The organism is Mycobacterium sp. 360MFTsu5.1, from assembly GCF_000383495.1.
GTDB lineage: Bacteria > Actinomycetota > Actinomycetes > Mycobacteriales > Mycobacteriaceae > Mycobacterium > Mycobacterium mucogenicum_B.
Genome location: NZ_KB911463.1, coordinates 176,158 through 200,824 on the forward strand (window position 1 = coordinate 176,158; position 24,667 = coordinate 200,824).

Genomic DNA, 24,667 nt, shown 5'->3' on the forward strand with positions numbered 1-24,667 from the left:
CAGACGCAAATGTCCCCCAAACACGTTGTGTCGGGGGACATTTACGTCTGCTCGCGAGAGACTTACAGCGGGGTCAGGCCGTGCTTGCGGGCGATGCGGTCGTGCTTCTGCTTGTCGCGCAACAGCTTCAGCGACTTGCGCAGCAGCAGCCGGGACTCGTGCGGCTGGATCACGGCGTCGATGTAGCCCCGCTCAGCGGCGGTCCACGGAATCGCCATGTTGGCGTTGTAGCCCTCGATGAAGTCGGCCTTGATCTTCTGCACCTCGGGCGCCGTCGGATCGGGGAAGCGCTTCACCAGCAGCTGCGCCGCACCCTGGGCACCGATCACCGCGATGCGGGCGGTCGGCCACGCGAAGTTGAGGTCGGCCGACAGCTGCTTCGAGCCCATGACGGCGTAACCGCCGCCGTAGGCCTTGCGGATCACGAACGTCACCTTCGGCACGTCGGCCTCAACGATGGCGTTGAAGAAGCGGCCACCGCGCTTGATGATGCCGCCGGTCTCCTCGGCGACACCCGGCAGGGCGCCGGGGGTGTCCACGACGAAAACCAGAGGCAGGTTGAAGGAGTCGCAGAAGCGGATGAACCCGGCCGCCTTGTCGGAGGCCTCGTTACCGATGGCGCCGGCCATGAACAGCGGCTGGTTGGCGATGACGCCGACCGGCCGGCCGTCGACCCGCGCGAACGCGGTGATCATCTCCGGAGCGCGCTGGTCGGCGATCTCGAAGATGTCGCCGTCGTCGAACATGCGCAGCAGGATGTCGTGCATGTCGTAGCCGGCGTTGTCGGCGTCCGGCACGATCTTGTCCAGCTCGAAGTCGCTCGGCGTCAGCTCCGGCTCCAGGCCCGGGTTCACGATCGGCGGATCGTCCCAGGTGTTGGCGGGCAGGAAGCTCAGGTAATCGCGGACGTACTGGAAGGCAGCTGCCTCGTCCTCGACGACCTTGTGGATGTTGCCGCGCTGCGCCTGGATGTCGGCGCCACCGAGCTCGTCGAACGTCACGTCCTCACCGGTGACGTCCTTGATGACGTCCGGGCCGGTGATGAACATGTAGCCCTGGTCGCGCACGGCGACGAGCAGGTCGGTCTGAATCGGCGAGTACACCGCACCACCGGCGCACTTGCCCAGGATGATCGAGATCTCCGGCACCGTGCCGCGCAGCATCTCGTGGCGGCGGCCGAGCTCGGCGTACCAGGCCAGCGAGGTGACGGCGTCCTGGATGCGGGCGCCGGCGGAGTCGTTGATGCCGATGATCGGGCAGCCGACCATGGCCACCCACTCCATCAGCTTGGCGACCTTGCGGCCGAACATCTCGCCGACCGAGCCCTGGAACACCGTCTGGTCATGGCTGAACACCGCGACCGGGCGGCCGTCGATGGTGGCGTGGCCGGTCACCACACCGTCGCCGTACAGCGCGTTCGGGTCGCCGGGCGTCTTGGCGAGCGCGCCGATCTCGAAGAAGCTGCCGGGGTCGACGAGCGCGTGGATGCGGGCGCGGGCCGACGGGATGCCCTTCTTGTCGCGCCGCGCCTTGGCCTTCTCGTCACCGGGATCGGCTGCCAGCTCCAGCTTTCGGCGAAGCTCTGCGAGCTTCTCTGCCGTCGTGGCAGGGCTGCGCTGTTCGGTAACTTCAGTCACGGTTCTCCTACTACTTCCCGGCCTGGATCTGGTTGATGGCCTGGCTCATGTGCGCCCCGACCTTGGCAATGTACGGCTCGTCGATGGCCTGGATGTGCTCGCCGCCGATATTCACGACCTCCAGATCGGGAGCGAACTCGCCCCACCCGCCGTCGGGCTGGCGGGTGGCGTACGCCGGTTCGAACACGATCGCGTCGTCGTGGTAGCGGTCTGCCATGTAGAGCACGACGTGGCCGTCGTACGGCTGGATGTCGATGGTGTCCAGCGCACGGTTGTCGAGGTACGACGTGCGCTGGTGCTCGATGATGCCGCCCGGAATCTGCACGCCGCTCTGCGCGACGATGTCCAGCACGAACTTCACCTGCCCCTCGTCGTCGAGCTTCTCCAGTTCCTCGTACGGAATCTCCGGAACCTCGACGTTGAAGGTGCGCTCGGCGAAGCGGGCGTAGCGATCCCAGCGAGCTCGCATGCCGGCCTGGCTCTTGTCGATCGGCGTGCCGGGTCGCACGCAGTCGATCAACCCGACGTACCGGACGTCAGCGCCGGCCTGCTTGAGCCCGATGGCGCAGGCGTAGGCCAGCGCGCCGCCCAGCGACCAACCGGCCAGGACGAACGGGCCCTTGTGCATCTCCAGCAGCTTCGGCACGTACTCGGCGGCGCGCTCCTCGATGGAGCCCTCGACGCGTTCGATGCCGTAGACCGGGATGTCCTCGGGCAAGCGCTTCAACAGCGGCTCGTAGACCACCGTCGAACCACCGGCCGGGTGGAAGACGAACAGGGGTACCTGCGGCCCGTCTTCTTTCGGTGCCCGCAGGGTGCGGACGAAGCCGTCCACCACACCGTCTTCCAGCTGATCACGCACGATCGTGGACAGCTCTTCGATCGTCTTGGCCGCCCGCACCTGCTCGACCGTCACGATGCCCTCGGCGCGCTCGGAGAGCCGCTCGGACAGCTTGGTCGCGGTCGCGTCGTCGACGGCCGGCAGCTCGTTGAAGATGCCGCCCGGCGACTTGCCGGTGACGATCGCCCACGTCGCGAAGGTGACGCGCTCCGCCGCGTCGCGCGGTGGCACATCGGCGCCGAGCGCCTCGGTGACCGCCTCCTGCGTGAGGACCTTGGCGGCAGCCGCAGCAGCGGTGGCCTGGCTCGGTCCGGCCGGACCCGACGGGTTGGTCGGCGGCGGCGGGACGGCCGCCGGGCCGGCGGGGTTCGTCGGGGGCGGCGGAACCTCCAGTGCGACAGCGGAATCCGTCGCGATCTCGGCGGCCGCCGGCTTGGCGTCGTCCTTGTCGGCCAGCGGGTGCCCGGCCTCGGCCAGCTTGGCCTCCAGCTCGGCGACCGTCGTTGCGCCACCCATCAATTCGGCCTGCGCGGCGGCGATCTCCTCGGCCGTCTGCCCCTTCTGTGCCTCGGCAAGCTGACCGACCTCGTCGCGGTGCTCGATGGCGTAGTGGATCAGCTTCTCCACCGCGTACAGGTTGGCGTCACGCACCGCGGTCAGCTGGATCGGCGGCAGGTCGAAGTCGTACTCGACGCGGTTCTTGATCCGGACCGCCATGAGCGAGTCCAGACCCAGCTCGATCAGCGGGACCTCCCACGGCAGGTCCTCGGGCTCGTAACCCATGGCACCACCGACGATGGCACCCAACCGGTCCGCGACAGTCTCGCCGGAATCCGGCGACCACTTCTTGAAACCGGCGGCCAGGCCGGCGCCCGCGGTCAGGTTGTCCTGCAGGATCGCGGCATCGTCTTCGGGTTCCGGTGCGGCTGCGGCAGTTTCGGCCACCGATGCACCGACGGCGGCCGGCAGCGCGGTGCCACCCATGGCGACCGGCAGGGCCGCACCATCGCCACCGCGGGTGACGACGGCGTCGTACACCAGCGTGAAGGACTCGCCCATGCGGGCGTGCACCTGCACCGTGCCGCCACCGGGGTGCCGGGTCAGCGTGGTGACCAGGCGCGAGCCCTCACCCGGGATGGCGCGCTGCTCGAACGCGGTCAGCGCCGCATCCGGAAGCACCTGCGCCGCAGCGGCTTTCACCAGCTTGGCCAGCGCCGCAGCGTCGACCTCGCCGCGCGGGGCGTACTCCCACACGTGCCGGCCGTCCGGGGTGGCGACGTGGCTGCCCGGCTCGATGGCCGAGCTGTCGGCGGTGAAGTGCGCGTCCAGCCAATGCGGCTTGCGCTTGAAGCGCGTCGGCGGAATCGGCGCGTAGTCGACGGCCGGGTTCTCGGCCGGCGAGAACAGCGTCCGGAAGTCCAGGTCATGGCCGTGCACGAACAGCTGCGCCATGGCGTTGGTCATCGAGTCGACCTCGTCCTGCTTGCGGGCGAGGGTCGGGATCAGCTGACCGTCATGCAGGCCGGCCGACATGGTGGTGAGCCCCACCTGCATGAGCGCCACCGGGTTCGGCGCGAGCTCGAGGAAAGTCGTGTGCCCGTTGTCGACGGCGTTGCGGATGCCGTGGGTGAAGTAGACGCTGTGGCGCAGCCCCTTCTTCCAGTAGTCGACATCGTGGATCGGCTCGGCGCCGGCCCGGATCAGCTGACCCTCGTGCACCGTCGAGTAGTAGGCCGTCTGCAGCGGGTGCGGCTCGATGCCCTGAATTTCCGCGGACAGCTCGCCGAGCAGCGGGTCCATCTGCTGCGTGTGGCTGGCACCCTTGGTCTGCATCTTGCGGGCGAACTTGCCCTCGGATTCGGCGCGGGCGATGATCGCGTCGACCTGCTCCGGCGGACCGCCGATGACGGTCTGGGTCGGGGCGGCGTAGACGCACACCTCGAGGCCCGGGAAGTCGGCGAAGACCGTCTTGATCTCCTCGGCCGAGTACTCGACGAGCGCCATCAGGCGGATGTACTCGCCGAACAGCATGGCCTCGCCCTCACCCATGAGGTGGGCGCGCGAGCAGATGGTCCGGGTGGCGTCGGCCAGCGACAGACCACCGGAGAAGTAGGCCGCGGCCGCCTCACCGAGCGACTGACCAACGACCGCACCGGGTTTCGCGCCGTGCGCCTTCAGCAGCTCGCCGAGCGCGATCTGCAGCGCGAAGATCACGGTCTGGACGACCTCGATGGGGTATTCGCAGGTCTCGTTGGTGTAGTCGATGGCGTCGTCGAGGATCAGCTCGACGACGGAGTAGCCGCGCTCATCCTGGATGTGCGCGTCGACCTTGTTGATCCACTCGGCGAAGATCGGATCGTTCAGGTACAGGCTCTTGCCCATCTTGCGGTGCTGCGCACCGAAACCGGCGAGCACCCACACCGGGCCGTTGGTGACCGGGCCGTCGGCGGCCAGCACCAGCGGGCTCTGCTTGCCCTCGGCCAGGGCCCGCAGACCCTTGACGGCTTCGTCGTGGTCGTGCGCGAGAACCACTGCGCGCGAACGGCCGTGGTTACGGCGCGACAGCGAGCGACCGATCGACTCCAGCGAATAGGACCGGCCCTTCTCGCTGTCGATCCAGTCCGCCAGCTCGGCGGCAGCGGCCTTCTTGCGCGAGGTCAGGAAGCCCGAAACCGCCAGCGGCACAATGCGCTTGACCGGCTCGGCGGCTTCCAGCTCGGCGCGGCCGGCCTCGATCAGCTCCAGCGCCCGCTCGGTCAGACCGGGGAGCTCGGGCTCGTCATCGGTCTCGTAGCCGTAGAACTCGGCGTCACCGCGCGTGTCGTTGTCGTCGTCGATGAACTCGCCGTACTCGTCCATCTTGACGCCACCGACGTAGACGGCGCCCGCGTCCGAGGCCGGCTTCTCTTCGGCCACAACCTCTTCGGGCTCGGGCTCGACGAGGTCGCTGGGCAGCACCTGACGCATGACGAGGTGCGCGTTGGCGCCACCGAAACCGAAACCGGAGACACCGGCGATGGCGTGGCCGCTGTAGCGCGGCCAGTCCGACAGCTCGGCGTTGACCTTGAGGTGTTCCTTGTCGAAGTCGATGTACGGGTTGGGGCCCGCGTAGTTGATCGACGCCGGCAGCTTGTCGTGGTACAGCGCCAGCGTCATCTTCGCGACGCTGGCCGCACCGGCAGCCGACTCCAGGTGTCCCACATTGGATTTCACCGCGCCCAGCAGCGCCGGCTTGTCGGCGGCGCGACCGCGGCCGATGACGCGGCCGAGCGCGTCGGCCTCGATCGGGTCACCCAGGATGGTGCCGGTGCCGTGCGCCTCGATGTAGTCGACGGTCTTGGGATCGATGCCGGCGTCCTTGTACGCCTTGCGCAGCACCGCTTCCTGCGAGTCGGGGTTGGGGGCCAGCATGCCGTTGGAGCGGCCGTCGTGGTTGATGGCCGAACCGGCGATGACGGCGAGGATCTCGTCACCATCGCGGCGGGCGTCGGCGACGCGCTTGAGCACGACCATGCCGCCGCCCTCGGAGCGGGCGTAGCCGTCGGCGTCGGCGCTGAACGACTTGATGCGGCCGTCCGGCGCCAGGACGCCACCGACCTCGTCGAAACCGACCGTCACCATCGGGGTCACCAGGGCGTTGACGCCACCGGCGAGCACGACGTCGGCTTCACCCGACCGCAGCGCCTTGACACCCTCGTGGATCGCGACCAGCGACGACGAACATGCGGTGTCGATGGCCATCGACGGCCCGCGGAAGTCGAAGAAGTACGACACCCGGTTGGCGATGATGCTGCTCGCGGTGCCGGTGATGGCGTACGGGTGCGTGATCGACGGGTCCGAGACCGACAGGAAGCTGTAGTCGTTGGTCGAGCTGCCGACGAACACACCGACCGACTCGCCGCGCAGCGACGACGCCGGGATACGGGCGAACTCCAGTGCCTCCCAAGTCAATTCGAGCGCCATCCGCTGCTGCGGATCGATGTTGTCGGCTTCCATCTTGGCCAGCGCGAAGAACTCGGCGTCGAAGCCCTTGATGTCCGACAGGTAGCCGCCGCGGGTGCGGGCCTTGGCCACGCGCTCGGCGATCCGAGGCTCCGAAAGGAACTCTTCCCAGCGGCCCTCAGGCAGATCGGTGATGGCGTCGCGGCCTTCCAGCAGCGCCTGCCACATCTCGTCGGGCGTGTTCATGTCACCCGGGAAACGGGTGGCCAGACCAACGACCGCGATGTTCATCGCGTCGTCGTCGGCGTCGCGGGACCAGTCCTCGGCATTCGCCGCGTCGATGTCTTCCTCGGGCTCGCCCTCGATGATGACCTGCGCCAGCGACTCGATGGTCGGGTGCCGGAACGCCACCGTCGCGGTCAGCGTGACGCCGGTGAGGTCCTCGATGTCGGACGCCATGGCGACCGCGTCGCGCGACGCCAGACCGAGCTCGACCATAGGCACCGACTCATTGATGGAGTCCGCCGGCTGTCCGGTGGCATTGGCCACCCAGTTACGCAGCCACTCCCGCATCTCGGGCACGGACATGCCATTGGCCCGCGCGGGTTCCTGCCCCTCCTGCGGCGAAGTGTCGATTTCGTTCGAATTGTCTTCGGTGTCAGTCATTTTCACTGTTCACTTTCGCCGCCGGACAGGGGAGCCGGGTGAGGGTCAGTTCAGATCGTCGGGGAAGGCGTTGGCCACCTTGCCGCTGCGCAGCGTGCCGTCCAGGTACGCCGCACGGGTGGCCCGGCGGCCGATCTTGCCGCTGGAGGTACGGGGAATGGCGCCGGCCGCAGTCAGCAGCACGTCGCGCACGGTGACGCCGTGACGCACCGCGATGGCCGCGCGGATGTCGTCGACGATCGGTTGCGGTTCGAGCTTGTGCGCACCCGGGGCCCGCTCGGCGACGATGACCAGCTGCTCGGAGCTGTCGTCGGGATCGCGCTTGAGGCCCGAGTGGGCGTCGGCGAAGACCTGGTCCGGCAGTTGGTTGGCCGGCACCGAGAACGCCGCGACGTAGCCGACGCGCAGCGCCTTGCTGGCCTCCTGCGCCGAGTACTCGAGGTCCTGCGGGTAATGGTTGCGGCCGTCGATGATCACCAGGTCCTTGACGCGACCGGTGATGTACAGCTCGCCGTCGTGGTAGGCGCCGTAGTCGCCGGTGCGCACCCACGTGGCGTCGTCGGCAGCGCCCTCGGCATGCGACGGGTTGGTGCGCGACTTGAGGGTGTTCTGGAACGTCTCGACGGTCTCTTCGGGCTTGCCCCAGTAGCCGGTGCCCATGTTGGCGCCGCTGATCCAGATTTCACCGATCTGGCCGTCGGGCAGCTCGGTGGCGGTCTCGGCGTCCACGATGACGGCCCACTCGTCGACACCGATCTTGCCGGCGCCGGCCTGCGCGACCGCCTTCGGCGAATCGTCCGGGACCACCACGAAGGTGCCGGTGTTGAGGGCGTCGCGGTCCACCGACACGATGGTCGGCTCGTCGGACGACGGCGTGGTCGACACGAACAGCGTCGCCTCGGCCAGGCCGTACGACGGCTTGATGGCCTTGGACGGGAAGCCGAACGGGCCGAACGCCTCGTTGAACCGGCGCACGGTGGCGGCCGAGATCGGCTCGCTGCCGTTCAGCACGGCCTTGACGTTCGACAGATCGATCGGTTCCTTGGGCACGCCACGGGCGGCGGCGTGGTCGAACGCGAAGTTCGGGGCCACGGAGATGACACCGCCGGTGTCGCCTTCCTTGCGCGCCATCTCACGGATCCAGCGCTCCGGGCGACGGACGAAGGCCGCCGGGGTCATGAACGTGAAGCTGTGGCCGATCATCGGCGCCAGCAGCGCGGTGATCAGACCCATGTCGTGGAAGAACGGCAGCCAGGACAGACCGCGGTCGCCCTCTTCGCCCTCGAGGGCCTCGACGACCTGCACCACATTGGTGGCCAGGTTGAGGTGCGTGATCTGCACACCGGTCGGGATGCGGGTCGAGCCCGAGGTGTACTGCAGGTAGGCGACGGTGTGCTCGTCGACGTCGTCGAAAGGGATCCAGGTCGCGGCAACCTCGTCCGGCACCGCGTCGACGGCGATGACACGGGGACGCTCGTTGGCCGGGCGGCTGCGGAAGAACTTGCGCACGCCCTCGGCGGCGGCGGTGGTGGTCAGGATGGCGGACGGCTTGCAGTCATCGAGCACGGCGTGCAGACGGCCGACGTGGCCCGGCTCCGACGGGTCGAACAGCGGCACGGCGATGCGGCCGGAGTACAGGACGCCGTAGAACGCCACGAGGTACTCGAGGTTCTGCGGGCACAGGATCGCGACGCGATCGCCGACCTGGGTGACCTGCTGCAGCCGCGCGGCCACCGCCTTGTTGCGGGCGCTGAACTGCGCCCAGGACAGGTCTTTGGCCTCGCCGTCACGCTCGATGGAGTAGTCCAGGAACCTGAAGGCCAGCCGGTCGCCGCGGACCTTCGCCCAGCGTTCGACGTGCTTCACGATGCCGGCGCCGTCCGGGAAGGTGATCTTCCCGTTCTTGACGAACGGGTTGTGGAACGCCATCAAAATCTCCTGTCACAGCCTGCCGCGCTGGTTACGTCGTATGCGGCCAGTCACGCCAAATCCCGGCAAATGGTACCGGGCGGTAGCGATAAGCCACCCCAAGATGCTCAGTCAATGATAAGACCGTGCTCTTAGCTATCTCTTAATGTTAGGTGACGCGTATTCGCAGGCCAAATCGCCCCACCGCTTCGGCGGGCCGAACATGGACCCCGTTGTACTCGTCAGTAGCCAACGCCTGATGTCAGCCGTGTTTGGGGTGCGGCGCGTTGTCGACGAGGTCCTTCGCCCAGTTCAGTGTCCACTGCGTGGAGGTCTGCCCGTCAAGGGTCCAGAACTGCGGCGTGTTGTACAGCGCGTGCACCGGTCCCGCCGCACTACCGGACAGCGTCGCCAGCGTGCTGGGCAGGTTCACGACGTTGAACGCCTCGGTCGGCGCGGCGCAGATCAGGTCGCCCTTTCCACAAATCTCGTTGACCCGGTCGTTGAGCGCACCGAAACCGCCGACCCGCGGTCCGGTCATGTTGAGCCCGAGCATGCCGAGCGGCAGCTCGTGCAGCGTGATCTCGGCGCCCTGGCCGGGAGGGTTGGGGCCGATGTCCTTGCCCACGTCGGGCTGGCGGCGGCCGTCGGCGATCAACGTCACGCCGAGCACCAGATCCTGGTCGATGGGACCGCGGCCGTTGCCGATGTCACTGGCGATGTCGCCGGCGATCACCGCGCCCTGAGAGAAGCCGATGATGACGAAGCTCGTCAGCGGGCACCGGTTGTTGATGTCCGTGATGGCTTCGACGGCCTTCTTCTTGCCCTCTTCGCGGCTGTCGTTGTACGACATCTGGTTGTCCGCGGCCAGCGGGTTATGGAACTGCGCGGTGTAGGGCACCGTGTACTGCGCCAACCGGTCGGCACCGAACTGCTGGCCGAGCGGGTTGCTGACGTTCAGCAGCAGCGCGATCGGGAACGACGGCGTCGGGTTCAGCGGGTCGAGCGCCCGCGAGGACTCCCAGGTGCCCGGGATCGAGATCAGCTGCACATCGGGGCAGTCGGCCGACTGGTAGGCCGGACGCGGCTTCGACGGCTTCGTGGTGGGACCGGACGTCGGCGGCTGCGCCGAGGGCGGCGTCGGGCCCGGAATCTCACCGGGCTGACGCAGCCACACCACGATCGCGAAGGCGACCACGATGACCAGCAGTGCCACCGCACCCGCCGCGGCAATGGCGAGGATGCGATGGCGGCGGCGGCGATTGTTGGTGGCCATGTGGTGTGAGGTCTCCTGCGGGCTGAATCAAGCGGTTGTCATCCGAATCTAGTCAGCAGGCATCACGGACTGGTCACGCCGGCGGGTTCCGTCGGCAATATCACTCCGGTTGAGCTAGCGGATGACGCTCACCAATTCGCCCGACATAGCACCGAGCTGACCGCTCCAGCTGCCCCAGTCGTGCTGCGGGCCGTCCGGGAAGTCGAAGTGCCCGTTGTGGCCGCCCACGCTGCGGTAATGCGCGTAGAAGGCGCGATTGCTGCCCTGCGCCTGGTCGCAGTAACCGATCATCGCGGCCGGGTCACTGCAGGTGACCGTCGACGGGCTGAACACCCAGACCCGGGTGTTGTTCTGGTTCAGCAGGCTCACGTGCACATCCGGGTCGTGCCACTTCCAGCGGCCCAGCTGCGGGGCGCCCCACATGCCGTAGGTGTCCACACCGCCGAACTCGCGCATGCCGGCGGTGATGGCGCCGTTGAACGTCGTCGACGACGGGGTCAGGAATCCCGACAGCGAGCCCGCGAAGCGGAACCGGTCCGGGTGGAACTCGGCGAGGGCCAACGCGGCGGTGCCGCCCTGGGCCGCTCCGACGACACCGTGGCCGTTCGGGGCCAGACCCTTGGTGGCGGCCAGATAGTCCGGCAGCTCCTGGCTCAGGAACGTCTCCCACTGCTTGCTGCCGTCCTGCTCCCAGTTGGTGTAGAAGCTGAACGCGCCACCGGCCGGGGCGACCACCGAGATGCCCTTACCGGCCAGCGTGCCCATGGCATTGCCTGCGGTGACCCAGTTGCTCACGTCCGGGCCGGCGTTGAAGGCGTCGAGGAGATACACGGCGTGCGGGCCACCGGCCTGGAACGTCACCGGGATGTCCCGGCCCATCGCGGCCGAGGGCACCATCAGCGTCTCCACGCCCGCGGCGTGCGCGGTTCCGGTACCCGTCAGGAGGCCGCCGGCCAGCACTACCGCCGCCGCCGTCGCGGCCATCGTCCGGAACATTGCCTGCAGCCCCATAACCAACCTCACCTGTTCGTGATCGTCGAGCGTCCTGAACCCGCGTTGTAGTGAACCACATCACCTCGACAGATGTCCCGGACAAAGGGAGGGAACGTTGCCAGCGGATGGGGTGATATTCGTCTACCCCGACGTAAACGACTGGCGGCGACGACCCGTGAAGGGTCGCCGCCGCCAGTGCGAGTTGTTGCCAGAGGATTTACCTCAGGATCAGGTTGTTACGCCTGTCCCGAAGCACCCAGCACGCGCTGCAGGTCAGGCTTCATGGCCTGCAGCTGCTGGCCCCAGTAGCCCCAGTCGTGGGTACCGCTGTTGGGGAAGTTGAACACACCGTTGGTGCCACCGGCAGCCAGGTAGGTCTGCTGGAAGGTGCGGTTGGTGCGGATGGTCAGGCCCTCGAGGAACTTGGCCGGCACGTTGTCGCCGCCCAGGTCGCTCGGGTTGCCGTCGCCGCAGTAGACCCACAGACGGGTGTTGTTGGCGACCAGGGTGCCGATGTTCACGAACGGGTCGTTGCGCTTCCAGGCGTTGTTCGGGTCGCCGGTGGAGCCCCACATGTCGTCGGCCTTGTAGCCACCCGCGTCACCCATCGAGATGTTGACCAGGAACGGCCACCAGCCCTCGGACAGGTTCAGGAAGCCCGACATCGAGCCCGCGTAGATGAACTGCTGCGGGTGGTAGATGGCGAGGGTCATCGCGGCCGAACCGGCCATCGACAGACCGACAGCAGCGCCACCGGTCGGCTTGACCGACTTGTTGGCCTGCAGGTAGGCGGGCAGCTCCTGGGTCAGGAAGGTCTCCCACTTGTAGGTGGAGCAACCGGCCTTGCCGCAAGCCGGCTTGTACCAGTCGCTGTAGAAGCTGGACTGACCGCCGACGGGCATGACCATCGAGATGCCCGAGCCGTTGTACCACTCGAAGGCAGCGGTGTTGATGTCCCAGCCGTTGTAGTCGTCCTGCGCACGCAGACCGTCGAGCATGTAGACGGCCGGCGAGCCGGCGCCACCGCTCTGGAACTGGATCTTGATGTCGCGACCCATGGCCGCGGACGGAACCTGCAGGTACTCAACCGGCAGACCGGGACGCGAGAAAGCCCCTGCAGTCGCCGTTTCACCGACGACACCGACAAGACCGGGCAGCGCTGCCGCGGCAACGGCCGCAACCGCCATCCGGCGCGGCATGGCCTTGGCCATCGACCGCATCTTCCCAACGAAACTCATACCGCTCCCTAATCTTTCCTATGACGGCGTACGGACAACCCTCATCCCCGCCTCTGCCGTTGAGGTGACGATCAGGCCGGGCGCACACGCCCGAGTGGTTATCGCCGCATGGTTCACCGGCGTTACCTACGCTTCAGACCGTGCCAGCGCTCGTGCGCTGAAACTACGGACCGGTAGCCGGTAAGCCAGTGTAAGGGGTCGACAGCCTCGGAGGCACATCGAGCCCACAGCGGTGCAGCTCGTATAACGGCACGCGATCGATCCGGTAACGCGTAAATGTGAACGCGTGTACCAGATTTGACATGAACCGATGGAAGCCCATGGGAGCCCGCACCGAACTCAACATCGTCTCCGTCTCCGGGCACGTCAGCGCGACCGCCGCCTGCGCCACCCAGTCCTGGTCCAGATACGTCGGAATCCACGGTGGTTTGCGCAGGAACGGCCCCTCGGCGACGGCCCAGTCCGGGAACAGGTCCTTGTCGTGGCCGATGCGCGCGTCGTCCAGTCGTGCCGTGTGCGCGGCCAGCGGGTTGGCCAGCCCGATCTGGTCGATCACCCGGACCTCGAGCGGCAGGTTCATGCCCATCATGCCCAGGTTGGTGAAAAAGACTGTGTGTGGACCCTTTTCGAACCAGTTGGGCGGCGGCGGCGACGTCGGGTCCGGTACCGGCGGCGGCATGGCCGGAACCACGTCCCACTGGTCGTAGTTGCCCGACGGCAGCAGCAGTGCGCCGACCGGGGTGTTGTCGATGGCCGTCAGCACCGCCCGCATGCGCGGGTAGTCGAGGTAGTCGGCAGCCGTCAGCGGATGCGCGTGCCCGGTGGCCTGCGAGTAGAAGCGCCGTTCGTCGACGATGCCCGAGTAGGTCACCCGGGTGGCGTCGTACCCGAGCCCCGGTGAGTTGGCGGCCCACAGCGACCAGCCGACCACCGCCAGCCACAGGACCGTCGTCGTACCGGCCAGCGCGTAGCCGACCTCGCGGGCGATGTTCTTACCGTCGGGCAGCACGATCGGGATCACCGCCACCGGGATGACCAGGCAGAACAGCGGCACCAGCAGCACCCGGCCGTGCATGAAGTCACCGCCCTGGCGCAGCCAGTACAGGCCCTGCACCAGGCCGCTGCCGGCCATGAAAACAACGACGGCCGTGGGACTTTGAATCCGGCGGGCCAAAAGGCTGTAGCCCCGGGGCGCGGTCTGGCCCCACCACGGCCGGCTGTGAGTGACGAACAACACAATCGCCAGCGCCACGGTCAGCACCGCGGGGATCCACAACAGGTAGGGCCGGTTGAAGTTGCCGAGGTAGACGAAGCCCTGCTGCCACTTGGATCCGGTGGCGTCCTTGGCCAGCGCGGTGATGGGCACCAGCAGGCCGTAGTAGCCCATCCGGAAGATCTCGTAGGCGATCGGGAGCAGACCACCGGCCACCAGGATGACGACGCGGCGGCGCTTGCCCCGGGCCGCGACCAGCTGCATGACGAGCGCCACCCCGCCGATCAAGGCGAGTTCGGGGCGTACCAGGACAGACAGGCCGGCCAGACAGGCCAGGGTGCCGTCGAATCGGGCGCTGGTGGCGTTGGCATCAGCTTCGCGGGCCTCGGGCGGGGCCACGCGCAAGGCCTGCGACCAGCACACCATCATCCACCAGAGCAGCCCCAGGTAGGCCATGACGAGGCCGTTCTCCAGGCCCGACGTCGCGAAGTCACGCGCCGGCGGCACGGCCATGTAGACGAGGGCGCCGGCCGGCACCAACAGCGCGCGGCGGCCCCGCAGGCCGGGGGCGTACAGCCGGCCGGTGCCGAGCATCGCGAAGACCAGCCCCGCCACGCTCAGCGTCAGCGCCAACGCCAGGGCCACGTACTCGAGCTGGACCGAGCCACCGATCCAGGCACCGAGGGTGACCAGATAGGTCCACAGCGTCGAGGTGTTGGACTCGACGCGCTCACCGACGTTGAAGACGGGGCCGTTGCCGGCCAACAGGTTTCGCACCGTGCGCAGCACGATGAGGCCGTCGTCCGCGATCCACCGGCGCTGCCAGGCACCCCAGCCGAACAACGCGGCGGACACCACGACGCTCAACCACAGGCTGATCCGCGCGGCCCGGCCATACGGGAAGACCGGCCCGCGCAGCAATTGCTGTGCGGGCGAATCGATCACCGGATCAGTCCGGGCAGAATCGCAGCGACGAGCGTTGCGACCAGGGCGACGCCCAGCAGCTGCAACACCCGGTCGTTCAGCACGATCTCCTCGGGTTCACCCGCCGCGCCGCTGTCGACGTCGACGGCATAGCGCAGGATCGCGACGGTGAACGGCACCATCGACACGGCGAACCACGGACCCTTGTTGCCCTCGAAGGCCCACAAGCCGTAGCAGAGCACCACGGCGGTCGCCGACAGCGTCCAGACGAACCGCAGGTAGCTGCTGGTGTAGGACTCCAGCGCTTTACGGATCTTGGCGCCGGTGCGTTCGGCGAGTTGCAGTTCGGCGTAACGCTTTCCGGCCGACATGAACAGCGAGCCGAACGCGAACACCAGCAGGAACCACTTGGACAGCGGGATGCCGGCGGCCGCGCCACCGGCGATGGCGCGGATCAGGAATCCCGACGAATTGATGCAGATGTCCAGCACCGCTTGATGTTTCAGGCCGAAGCAGTAGGCCAGCTGCGTCGCGAGGTACACCGCCATGACGATCGCCAGGCTGGGCGTGAGCCACCACGAGATGGCCAGCGAGCCGACACCGAGCACGACGGCCAGCGAGTAGGCCAGCTGTACCGACACGACGCCGGCGGCGATCGGCCGGTACTGCTTCGTCGGGTGCACCCGGTCGGCCTCGACGTCACGGGCGTCGTTGATGAGGTAGATACACGAAGCGGCCATACAGAACACCACGAACGCGACACCGACGGCCTTGAAGACCTCGGTGTAGCTGTAGTGGGCCCCGACGCCGAGCGACGCCAGCGGTGCGGCCAGGACCAGGACGTTCTTCACCCATTGCCGCGGCCGCAGCGCCTTGACGATGCCGGCGGCCAGATTCTTCGGCGGCCCCAGCTCCTGCGTCTGTTCGGTCATACCCCAGCCTTCGGTTCGCGCTTGGCAGTTCGCTCCGAAACCGCCCCGACTGATTCGGCGACCACGGTTCCCACCACGACACCGGTGAGCACGTCACTGGGGTAGTGCACGCCGAGAACCAAGCGGGACAACGCCATCGGCGGTACCAGGAACCACGGCAGCGGCAGGCCCGTGGCCCGGCCGATGAGGATCGCCGCGGCGGTGGTCGACGTCGCGTGCGCCGACGGGAAGCTCAGCCGGCTCGGAGTGCCGACGTTGACGGCGATGGCCGGGTGTTGCGGGCGTTCACGTTTCACCACCCGCTTGATCAGGACGGCGGCCGCATGGGCGAAGAAGGTGCCGACACCGGCGGTCACCCAGGCCCGGCGGCGCTGCGGCTGCAGCAGCGCGCCGAGACCACACACGGCGAACCAGCCGAGGCTGTGCTCCCCGAAGTACGACAGCACGCGGGCGCCCGCGAGGACGCCGGGACGACCGGTCAGCGCGGACTGGACTCCGACCAGGATGGCGTCCTCGCCGCGGGGGACGTCAGCAATGACGTCACCCTCGATGCCGCCGGCGCCTTCGAGGCTCACCGGGCACCAGCCGACTCGGTCTGGGAGGCCAGAAGCACGGTCTCCCACTTCTCCTTGCTCGTCAGCTCCGGCAGTGCGTTGCGGTACACCTTCCGCATGCGGTTGAACTTGCGGGCCAGCAGCGCCTGGCGCTTGAGCGACTCACGCAGCAACTCGAACATCTTCTCGCGGTCGCGCTGGCGGTAGACGACGCCGCGGCCGTCGGCGGTGGTGACGGTGACACCGTCGACCATGCACAGCGAGAACCAGCGGGCATCCTGCGTCGCGACGTTGATCTGCGGCCGCACATGGTGTTCCGGGTCGTGCGGCTTGAGCTGGTTCACGACGCCACGCGTCAGCCGGATCGCGATGGCGGGCAGGCTGGTGGGAATCTTGACCTTCCGGCGCCACTTCTTGTCGGACGGCGCGGGCAGCGCGGTCGCGCTCTCCAGCACCACCGCGTCCGGGTACTCGGCACGCATGGCGCGCACGTCGGGCAGTGCGGACTCCAGAATGGTGAACAGGTTGTCCGGCCCGGCGAGGAAGTCGTCCATCGCCCGGTTCTGGATCGCCACCGTCGAATACTCAAGGCACAGAAGGTGTTTCATGGTCGCCTTGAAGTGGCTCGCCACCAGGCCACGGATGTTGCCGTCCCAGTGCAGCGCCGCCACCACGAGGCGGTTGCGCAGGTGGAAGTACGCCTGCCAGTCGATGGCGTCGTCCTTGTCGCTCCACGCCATGTGCCAGATCGCCGCGCCGGGCAGGGTCACCGTCGGGTAGCCGTGCTCGCCGGCGCGCAGGCCGTAGTCCGCGTCGTCCCATTTGATGAACAGCGGCAGCGGCTGGCCGAGTTCCTCGGCGACCGCGCGCGGGATCATGCACATCCACCAGCCGTTGTAGTCGACGTCGATGCGGCGGTGCAGGATCTTGCTGCGGTACTCCTCCTCGTCGGCGAGGGGATATTTCGCGAAGTTGTGGTCGTACTCGGCGTTGATGGCGTGCGTCCACATGAAGTTCGCCGAATCGACCATCTCACCCATGACGTGCAGGTGCGAGGGCTCCTGCAGGTTGAGCATCTGGCCGCCGACCAGGGTCGGCGTCTTGGCGAACCGGTTGAACGCCAGCGCCCGCAGGATCGAGTCGGGTTCGACGCGGATGTCGTCGTCCATGAACAGAATCTGTTCGCAGTCAGTGTGTTTCAGCGCCTCGTACATGACGCGGCTGTAGCCGCCGGAGCCACCGAGGTTCGGCTGGTTGTGGATGGACAACCGGTCGGCCAGCGGGGCCGCGGCCGCCGCGAAGTCGGGGTGGTCCTTGACCTTGTTGGCACCCTGATCGGACACGATGACCGCGCCGATCACCTTGTCCACCAACGGATCCGACGTCAGCGCCGCAAGCGCGTTGACGGCGTCCGCCGGGCGGTTGAAGGTCGGGATACCGACCGTGATGTTCGCGTGGCCCGGCGCTTCCACGGGGGCGTACCACCCGGCGTTGTGCACCGTCACCGCGCTGTCGGTGGTGATGTCGAACCAGATCCAGCCGCCGTCCTCGAACGGCTCCAGGCCGATCTCGAACTCGACCACGGCCGGCAGACCGTCCTCACCACTGGCGATCTCGCTGCCGCCCACGGTGATTCGTGCGCCGGTCGCCTTCGACCGGTAGACATCCACACGGGCGCTGCCGGTCAGCTCGACGCGCAGCACCACCGACGTCAGGATCGTCCAGCGGCGCCAGTAGCTGGCCGGGAACGCGTTGAAGTAGGTGGCGAACGAAACCTCGGACTCCCCACCGATTTCCAGCGTGGTGCGGGTCGGGGCGTGCGCGCGCCGGGCGTTGGTGGACGACTCCTCGATGTACAGCTTGCGGACGTCGAGGGGCTCACCCGGACGGGGCAGGATGACCCGCGACAGCAGGCTCACCGCACGGGATTCTCCCGACGCCAACGCGCCGGATGGGATGTCGCTCATGGTCTTCAGCTACTTTCTGCACCGGCGAGTGCCACGCCGTCACGAAGATGCGGCATCAGCACGTTGTCGTACATGTTCAGCGCACTGGCGATGGCCATGTGCATGTCGAGGTACTGATAGGTGCCCAACCGGCCCCCGAACAGCACGCGGTTCTCCTCGGTTTCGGCCTTGGCCCTGGCGCGGTAGGCCGCCAGGATCGCGCGATCCGAATCGGTGTTGATCGGGTAGTACGGCTCATCGTCGTCGTTGGCGAAGCGCGAGTACTCCCGCATGATGACGGTCTTGTCCGTCGGGTAATCCCGCTCGGGGTGGAAGTGCCGGAACTCGTGGATCCGGGTGAACGGCACGTCGGGGTCGTTGTAGTTCATGACGGGCGTGCCCTGGAAGTCTCCGATGGGCAGCACTTCCATCTCGAAGTCCAGGGTGCGCCAGCCCAGCCGGCCCTCGGAGTAGTCGAAGTAGCGGTCGAGCGGGCCGGTGTACAGCACCGGGGCGCCGGGGCTCTCGGCCCGCAGCCGGTCGCGCACGTCGAACCAGTCGGTGTTCAGCACCACGTCGATGCGCTCGTCGGCGGCCATGTTCTCCAGCCAGGCGGTGTAACCGTCGACCGGCAGGCCCTCGTACGTGTCGTTGAAGTAGCGGTTGTCGAAGTTGTAGCGCACCGGCAGGCGGCTGATGATCGACGCGGGCAGGTCCTTGGGGTCGGTCTGCCACTGCTTGGCGGTGTAGCCCTTGACGAAGGCCTCGTAGAGCGGCCGGCCGATCAGCGAGATGGCCTTCTCTTCGAGGTTCTGTGCGTCGTCGGTGTTGATCTCGGCGGACTGCTCGGCGATCAGGGCGCGGGCCTCGTCCGGGCTGAAATAGCGCCCGAAGAACTGCGACACCAGACCCAGCCCCATCGGGAACTGGTAGGCCTGGCCGTCGTACATCGCAAAGACGCGGTGCTGGTAGCCGGTGAAGTCGGTGAACTGCCGCACGTAGTCCCACACCCGCTGATTGGAGTTGTGGAACAGGTGGGCGCCGTACTTGTGCACCTCGATGCCGGTTTCGGGCTCGGCTTCGGAGTAGGCGTTGCCGCCGAGATGGTGACGGCGCTCGACGACCAGCACCCGCTTGTCGAGTTGGGTTGCCGCGCGCTCGGCAATCGTCAGTCCGAAGAATCCGGAGCCGACGACGATGAGGTCATAAGGGCCGGAGGACTGGCTCGCAGCGCCCCGGGAATCAGCGGAGGTCATCGGCGTTCAGGGTATCCGACAGAGGCCGTCCGGCCCGAAAACACCCGGTCGGGTCGGGCAGTGCGCGGGCCGGTCGCAATTCGCTCACGATTCCGCATCGTCACTCTAATCCCACTAATCACAGCTTTAACATCGATTGCGTCAGTACCGACGACTCAGCAAGCCAGCTCGAGCCGTACCCCACAGATTGAGGAGACTTCCGTGCCTAACCGACGTCGACGCAAGCTCTCGACAGCCATGAGCGCAGTCGCCGCCGTGGCCGTCGCAAGTCCGATCGCACTCGTGGCGGTCGCCGAGATGACCCCGGCAAACCCGACTCCGCAGCACCGGGAATTCGTCCAGGCCGCGCTCGTGACCGACCTGCCCAACGAGGTCATGTCCGCGCTGTCCCAGGGCCTGTCCCAGTTCGGCGTCAACCTGCCGAACCTCATGGGCGGAGCCGCGAGCTCCCCCAGCCCGCTGACCGGCGGCCTGACCCCGCAGACCGGCCTGACCCCCGGCCTGGGCACCACCCCCGGCCTGACGCCGCCGGCCGGCCTGACGCCGGCGGGTGGGCTCACTCCGCCGGCCGGCCTGACCCCGGGCCTGGGCACCACCCCGTCGACCGGGCTCACCACGCCGTCGACCGGGCTGACCGCACCGGGCCTGACCCCACCGACCGGGGCGACCGCACCCGGCCTGACCCCGCCGGCCGGTCTGGGCGCCACCAGCCCGTCGTCGCTGACCCCGGGCCTGGGTGGCCTGCCCAGCGCCGGTCTGACGACCCAGGGCGCGACCCTCCCGAGCGTGAGCACGCCCGGGTTGACCGCTCCCGGCCTGAACGCCACGGGTCTGACGACGCCGTCGATCAGCGCGAACCCGGCCGGACTCGGTGCTGCCGGTATGCCGATGACCGATCCCAACGCGAGCCTGGGCCTCGGCCCCGGCCAGGGCCTCGGTGGCAGCTACCCGATCCTCGGTGACCCGTCGGTCGGACTGGGTGGCGGCGATGGCCTCGGCCTCGGCGCGGCCCCGAGCAGCGGTGGCGGCGGTCTGATCAGCGACCTGACCAGCGCGGCCAACCAGCTGGGTGCGACCCAGGCGATCGATCTACTGAAGGGCATGGTCGTGCCGGCCATCACCTCAGCGGTGAAGTCCGCTCAGGCCGCCCCCGCGGCAGCCGCGGCGGCCGCACCCGCAGTGGCCGCTCCCGCGGTCTGATATCCGTCACACACAACTGAAGACCTGTAACCGAGACGGCACCGCAGAAGCCCCAAGGCTCTGCGGTGCCGTTGCGGCGTCTTGCAGAGAATTGACAGCACAGTAATCCGTGTCGAAACACGGGTAACACCTGACACATACGTAACATTCGCGCTGTGCCGCGCCGTCGTCCCGCACCGTCAATACTGTTGTCCGCCCTGGCGGCGACCGTCGTGATGGTGCCGTTGGCCGTCAGCGGCATCCCGGGCATCCCCGGTCTGACGGACGACAAGCCGTCGGCGCCCGAGCTCCGCACGCAGCCACTGGCCGGCGTCGGTGGCGGACAGACCGTCCGGGAAATCCACCAGGACACTCCTTTCTCTTTGGTCGCGCTCACCGCGTCCGACTTCACCGGAACCTCGGCCCGGGTACGCGCCCAGAAGGCCGACGGATCCTGGGGCCCGTGGTACGAGGTCGAGGCGCCCGACGGCGTCGGGGAAGCGCATGCCACCACGCGCGGCACCGAGCCCGTGTTCGTCGGCCGCACCAACACCGTCCAGATCGCGGTCACCCGGCCCGCCGAAGCCGCCGCCACGCCGCCCGCCGGCGACCGGCCGCAGGGTCCCGGCCTCGGGTACCGCCCCGTCGACGTCGAAAAACCGTTGGGCCCCAGCATGAAGGCGGTGCTCATCAGCCCGCCGGAGGCACCGGCCGACGTACAGTTCCAGCCGACCGCGGTGTCGGCGCCGAACCAGCCGCCGAACATCATCAGCCGAGCCCAGTGGGGCGCCAACGAGAGCGTCCGCTGCGGACAACCGGTGTACGACCCGGGTGTGCGGGCAGCCATCGTGCACCACACCGCCGGCAGCAACGACTACGCGCCCGAGGATTCCGCGGGCATCGTCCGGTCGATCTACGAGTACCACACCCGCGAATTGGGTTGGTGCGACATCGCTTACAACGCGCTGGTCGACAAGTACGGACAGGTCTTCGAGGGCCGGTTCGGCGGTATGACGCGGCCCGTCGAGGGCTCGCACACCGGTGGCTTCAACGTCGACACCTGGGGCGTGGCCATGCTCGGTGACTTCGACGCCGTGCCCCCGACCCCATTGCAGCTCAAGATGACCGGCCGGCTCATCGGCTGGCGGCTGAGCCTGGACCACGTCAACCCCCTCGGGAGCGTGGTGCTGACATCGGGCGGCGGCTCGTTCACCCACTTCCCCGCCGGCGCGACGCCGACGCTGCCGACGATCTTCACCCACCGCGACGTCGGCAACACCGACTGCCCGGGCAACGCCGCCTACGCCGCCATGGGCGAATTGCGGGACATCGCAGCCTCTTTCACCGCCCCGCCCGGCGCCCTGAGCGCGATGGACATGCTGCGCGGCGGTGCCATCTTCGACAAATGGCAGGCAATGGGCGGCGCGTCCGGCCCGCTCGGCGTCGCCACCTCACCGGAGGCCGCGGCCGATGGCCACACCCGCTACGCGACGTTCGACCACGGCGCCATGTACTGGTCACCGGCCACCGGCGCGCAGCCGCTCACCGGAGCGCTCTACGACGCCTGGGGCGCACTGGGTTTCGAACGCGGCGCCCTCGGGCTGCCGACCAGCGGCGAAATCGGCGAACCGCAGTGGATCGTGCAGAATTTCCAGCACGGCACCCTCAACTTCGACCGCGAGAACGGCACCGTGACGCGTGTCATCGACGGTGTGCCGCAAGAACTTCCGCCGCCGCCGAAGCAGGAGCCGGTGCAGCTCGAGCGGTTCAGCCGGATCGAGATGCAGAGCTAACGGGCTCGGGCTAGAGCCACCAGCGTTCGAGCACCCGGGCCACCCCGTCGTCGCTGTTGGTCGTGGTGACCTCGTCAGCGGCCGCCAGGGCCTCCGGATGCGCATTGCCCATCGCCACGCCCAGTCCGGCCCAGGTCAGCATTGGGATGTCGTTGGGCATGTCGCCGAAGGTCACGACGTCCTCGGCCGTCAGACCCAACGGGCGGATGACCTCGGCGACCCCCGTCGCCTTGCTGATGCCCAGCGGCACCACCTCGATGAGCCCGTTGTTGGTCGAATAGGTCAGGTCGCCCGTGACGCCGATGTGCGGCGCCAGCGCCGCGGCCAGATCGGCGCTGTGCGCGCCCGCCTTGCGGATCAACAGCTTCACCGCCGGCACGCTGAGCATGTCCTCGACCGAGACCTCGGTGTTGTCCGGGTTGTGCCAAGCATGCTCGTAGCCCGGTGAACTCGCGAACTGCGGCATGGACTCGTCGAACGCGGTGCGGCCCACCCGTTCGACCGCCAGCCCGACACCCGGGATCACCCGGGTCGCGATCTCGGCCAACTCGCCCAACGCATCCGGGCTGAGGGTGTGGGCCGAGACGATCCGGTCGGTCGCCGAGTCGTAGAGCACCGCGCCGTTGGCGCACACCGCCATCGGCGCGAGTCCCAAGGCGTCGACGACCGGTGGAATCCAGCGCGGCGGCCGGCCGGTGGCGAGCACGAACTTCGCGCCGTTCGCGACGGCGGCCTGCACGGCGGCGCGGGTCCGCGGCGTCACCCGCTCATGGGTGTCGAGCAGCGTGCCGTCGACGTCGGTGGCAATGAGTGCGGGCAGCATCACCGGCCCCCAGCTGCCCGGCGGGCCCGCTCGGCCTTCTCCAGCACTTCGGCCTCCTCGGGCGTCGGGGCGCCGCCGCCCAAGCGGCTCGGCACCCAGTACTCACCCGCCGGATGCGGGTACTCCTCCTGCACAGCGTGCAGCTGCTCGGTCATCGTCTGCTGCAGCGTCGCCATCAGCTGCGCGACGGGACCGTTCGCCTCGATCGGCGCGCCCACCCGAACGATGACCGGAATCTTCTTGCGGCCCAACCGTTTCGGGTGGTCCTTGGTCCACATCCGGTGCACGCCCCAGACGATCACCGGGATGATCGGCACCTGCGCGTCGAGCGCCATCCGCGCCACACCGGTCTTGAACTCCTTGAGTTCGAAGCTGCGGCTGATCGTGGCCTCGGGGTACACCCCGACCAGTTCCCCGGCGCGCAGCCGCTCCACGGCGATGGGATACGCGTCGCCGCCGGAGCTGCGGTCGACGGGGATGAGCCCGGCCCGCTTGACCAGGAAATTGCCCATCGGCACCTGCTGCACCTCGGCCTTGAGCATGAAGCGGACCCGGCGCCGCCGATGCGTGGCGGCCAGCCCGGCCGGCAGGAAGTCGACGTACGCGGTGTGGTTGATCGCGATCACCGCACCACCGGTATCCGGAATGTGTTCCAGCCCTTGGTAAGTGATCCGGGTTCCCGTGGCGGCGACGGCCGCCTTGGCGGCAATCTCGATGCCGCGGAAAACTGGCTCCATGGCGCTACTCCGGCGCACCTTCCGCCTGCCGCGCCGCCCGACGTGCCGCTTTCTCGCGAGCTTCGTCGAGGTCCATCTGGTCGGCCTCGGCAAGCGTCGGCGCCCCACCACCCAGCCGGTGCGGCACCCAGAACTCGCCTGCGGGATGTTCGGGATAGCGGTCCTGGACTTCCGACAGCAGGTGCTGCATGCGGGCGTGCAGCAGCGCCGTCAGCTCGGCGGCGGGCAACGTCGGGTAGATGGGCTCACCGACGTGGATGAAGATGGGCACCTTGGGACGACGCATGTTGCGCGGATGACCCTTGGTCCAAATCCGCTGGGCGCCCCAGATGATGTGCGGGACGATCGGCACGTCGGCCTCGATGGCCATGCGGGCCGCGCCCGACTTGAACGCCTTGATCTCGAAACTGCGGCTGATGGTGGCCTCGGGATAGACGCCGACGAGCTCGCCCGCCTTGAGTTGCTTGACCGCCTCGGCGTAGGACTCGGCGCCGCTGCCACGGTCGACGGCGATGTGGCGCATCTTGCGCATCAGCCAGCCGCCGTACTTGTTGTCGAAGACTTCCTTCTTCGCCATGAACCGCACCTTGCGGCCGCGCTTCTGCATGACGGCGGGCAGCCCGGCGAACGTGAAGTCGAAGTAGCTGGTGTGGTTGATCGCGACCACGGCGCCGCCACTGACCGGCAGGTTCTCCGCGCCTGTCACGGTGAATTTCAGACCCTGCGCCCGCCACACCGTGCGCGCCAGCTTGATCACGGTGCCATATACCGGTTCCACGGGGATCAGCCTAGTGCGGACCGTCGGTACC

Annotated in this window: 16 protein-coding genes; 2 read left to right on the forward strand and 14 right to left on the reverse strand. The window is 68.1% G+C overall.

Going from position 1 to position 24,667, the window contains the following annotated elements; translation table 11 throughout:
* Nucleotides 1–62: 62 nt before the first annotated feature.
* From H289_RS0104405 to glf, 11 genes are all read right to left on the reverse strand, one after another.
* Nucleotides 63–1,637, reverse strand: a complete 1,575-nt coding sequence (locus H289_RS0104405) for an acyl-CoA carboxylase subunit beta (protein ID WP_020099539.1) — start codon at nt 1,635–1,637, stop codon at nt 63–65.
* Nucleotides 1,638–1,647: 10 nt separating this feature from the next.
* Nucleotides 1,648–7,086: a polyketide synthase Pks13 gene (pks13, locus tag H289_RS0104410; RefSeq protein ID WP_020099540.1), complete on the reverse strand. Its 5,439-nt coding sequence runs from the start codon at nt 7,084–7,086 to the stop codon at nt 1,648–1,650.
* A gap of 45 nt (nt 7,087–7,131) precedes the next feature.
* A complete protein-coding gene (gene fadD32 / locus H289_RS0104415) occupies nt 7,132–9,015 on the reverse strand; it encodes a long-chain-fatty-acid--AMP ligase FadD32 (protein WP_020099541.1) in 1,884 nt (627 codons plus the stop codon).
* Between the two features lie 241 nt (nt 9,016–9,256).
* Complete coding sequence (culp6, locus tag H289_RS0104420; RefSeq protein WP_020099542.1) at nt 9,257–10,270, reverse strand: carboxylesterase Culp6; 1,014 nt, start codon at nt 10,268–10,270, stop codon at nt 9,257–9,259.
* A gap of 114 nt (nt 10,271–10,384) precedes the next feature.
* Entirely contained in the window at nt 10,385–11,254 is an 870-nt protein-coding gene (locus H289_RS0104425) for an alpha/beta hydrolase (protein ID WP_177127350.1), read from the reverse strand.
* A gap of 245 nt (nt 11,255–11,499) precedes the next feature.
* On the reverse strand, nt 11,500–12,501 hold the full coding sequence (locus H289_RS0104430; RefSeq protein ID WP_029104783.1) for an esterase family protein: 1,002 nt from the start codon (nt 12,499–12,501) through the stop codon (nt 11,500–11,502).
* Between the two features lie 163 nt (nt 12,502–12,664).
* Nucleotides 12,665–14,659 carry a terminal beta-(1->2)-arabinofuranosyltransferase gene (aftB, locus tag H289_RS0104435; protein ID WP_020099545.1) on the reverse strand — a complete coding sequence of 665 codons (1,995 nt, stop codon included), beginning with the start codon at nt 14,657–14,659 and terminating at the stop codon, nt 12,665–12,667.
* The gene (locus H289_RS0104440) at nt 14,656–15,570 is read right to left on the reverse strand and encodes a decaprenyl-phosphate phosphoribosyltransferase (RefSeq protein ID WP_020099546.1); all 915 of its coding nucleotides are present in this window, start codon (nt 15,568–15,570) and stop codon (nt 14,656–14,658) included. The genes aftB and H289_RS0104440 overlap by 4 nt, the downstream gene beginning before the upstream one ends.
* Nucleotides 15,567–16,106, reverse strand: coding sequence for a phosphatase PAP2 family protein (locus H289_RS0104445; protein ID WP_029104784.1), 540 nt, complete (start codon nt 16,104–16,106; stop codon nt 15,567–15,569). The genes H289_RS0104440 and H289_RS0104445 overlap by 4 nt, the downstream gene beginning before the upstream one ends.
* Nucleotides 16,107–16,141: 35 nt before the next feature.
* Nucleotides 16,142–18,091 (reverse strand): glycosyltransferase, encoded by a 1,950-nt coding sequence (locus H289_RS0104450; protein ID WP_020099548.1) that lies wholly within the window; start codon nt 18,089–18,091, stop codon nt 16,142–16,144.
* Between the two features lie 5 nt (nt 18,092–18,096).
* The gene (gene glf, locus H289_RS0104455; RefSeq protein ID WP_020099549.1) at nt 18,097–19,326 is read right to left on the reverse strand and encodes a UDP-galactopyranose mutase; all 1,230 of its coding nucleotides are present in this window, start codon (nt 19,324–19,326) and stop codon (nt 18,097–18,099) included.
* A gap of 201 nt (nt 19,327–19,527) precedes the next feature.
* On the opposite strand from glf, the gene H289_RS0104460 reads away from it, so the two are divergent.
* Together H289_RS0104460 and H289_RS0104465 are read left to right on the forward strand one after the other, a co-directional pair.
* Nucleotides 19,528–20,526 (forward strand): hypothetical protein, encoded by a 999-nt coding sequence (locus H289_RS0104460; RefSeq protein WP_029104785.1) that lies wholly within the window; start codon nt 19,528–19,530, stop codon nt 20,524–20,526.
* 155 nt (nt 20,527–20,681) lie between these two features.
* Nucleotides 20,682–22,298 carry an N-acetylmuramoyl-L-alanine amidase gene (locus H289_RS0104465; protein ID WP_036420122.1) on the forward strand — a complete coding sequence of 539 codons (1,617 nt, stop codon included), beginning with the start codon at nt 20,682–20,684 and terminating at the stop codon, nt 22,296–22,298.
* Between the two features lie 10 nt (nt 22,299–22,308).
* Here H289_RS0104465 and H289_RS0104470 read toward each other — a convergent pair whose 3' ends face one another.
* The 3 genes from H289_RS0104470 to H289_RS0104480 are packed head-to-tail and all read right to left on the reverse strand — an operon-like array spanning nt 22,309 to nt 24,636.
* Complete coding sequence (locus H289_RS0104470; RefSeq protein ID WP_020099552.1) at nt 22,309–23,121, reverse strand: Cof-type HAD-IIB family hydrolase; 813 nt, start codon at nt 23,119–23,121, stop codon at nt 22,309–22,311.
* A complete protein-coding gene (locus H289_RS0104475) occupies nt 23,121–23,858 on the reverse strand; it encodes a lysophospholipid acyltransferase family protein (protein WP_020099553.1) in 738 nt (245 codons plus the stop codon). The genes H289_RS0104470 and H289_RS0104475 overlap by 1 nt, the downstream gene beginning before the upstream one ends.
* Nucleotides 23,859–23,862: 4 nt before the next feature.
* Nucleotides 23,863–24,636 carry a lysophospholipid acyltransferase family protein gene (locus H289_RS0104480; RefSeq protein WP_020099554.1) on the reverse strand — a complete coding sequence of 258 codons (774 nt, stop codon included), beginning with the start codon at nt 24,634–24,636 and terminating at the stop codon, nt 23,863–23,865.
* Nucleotides 24,637–24,667 lie beyond the last annotated feature (31 nt).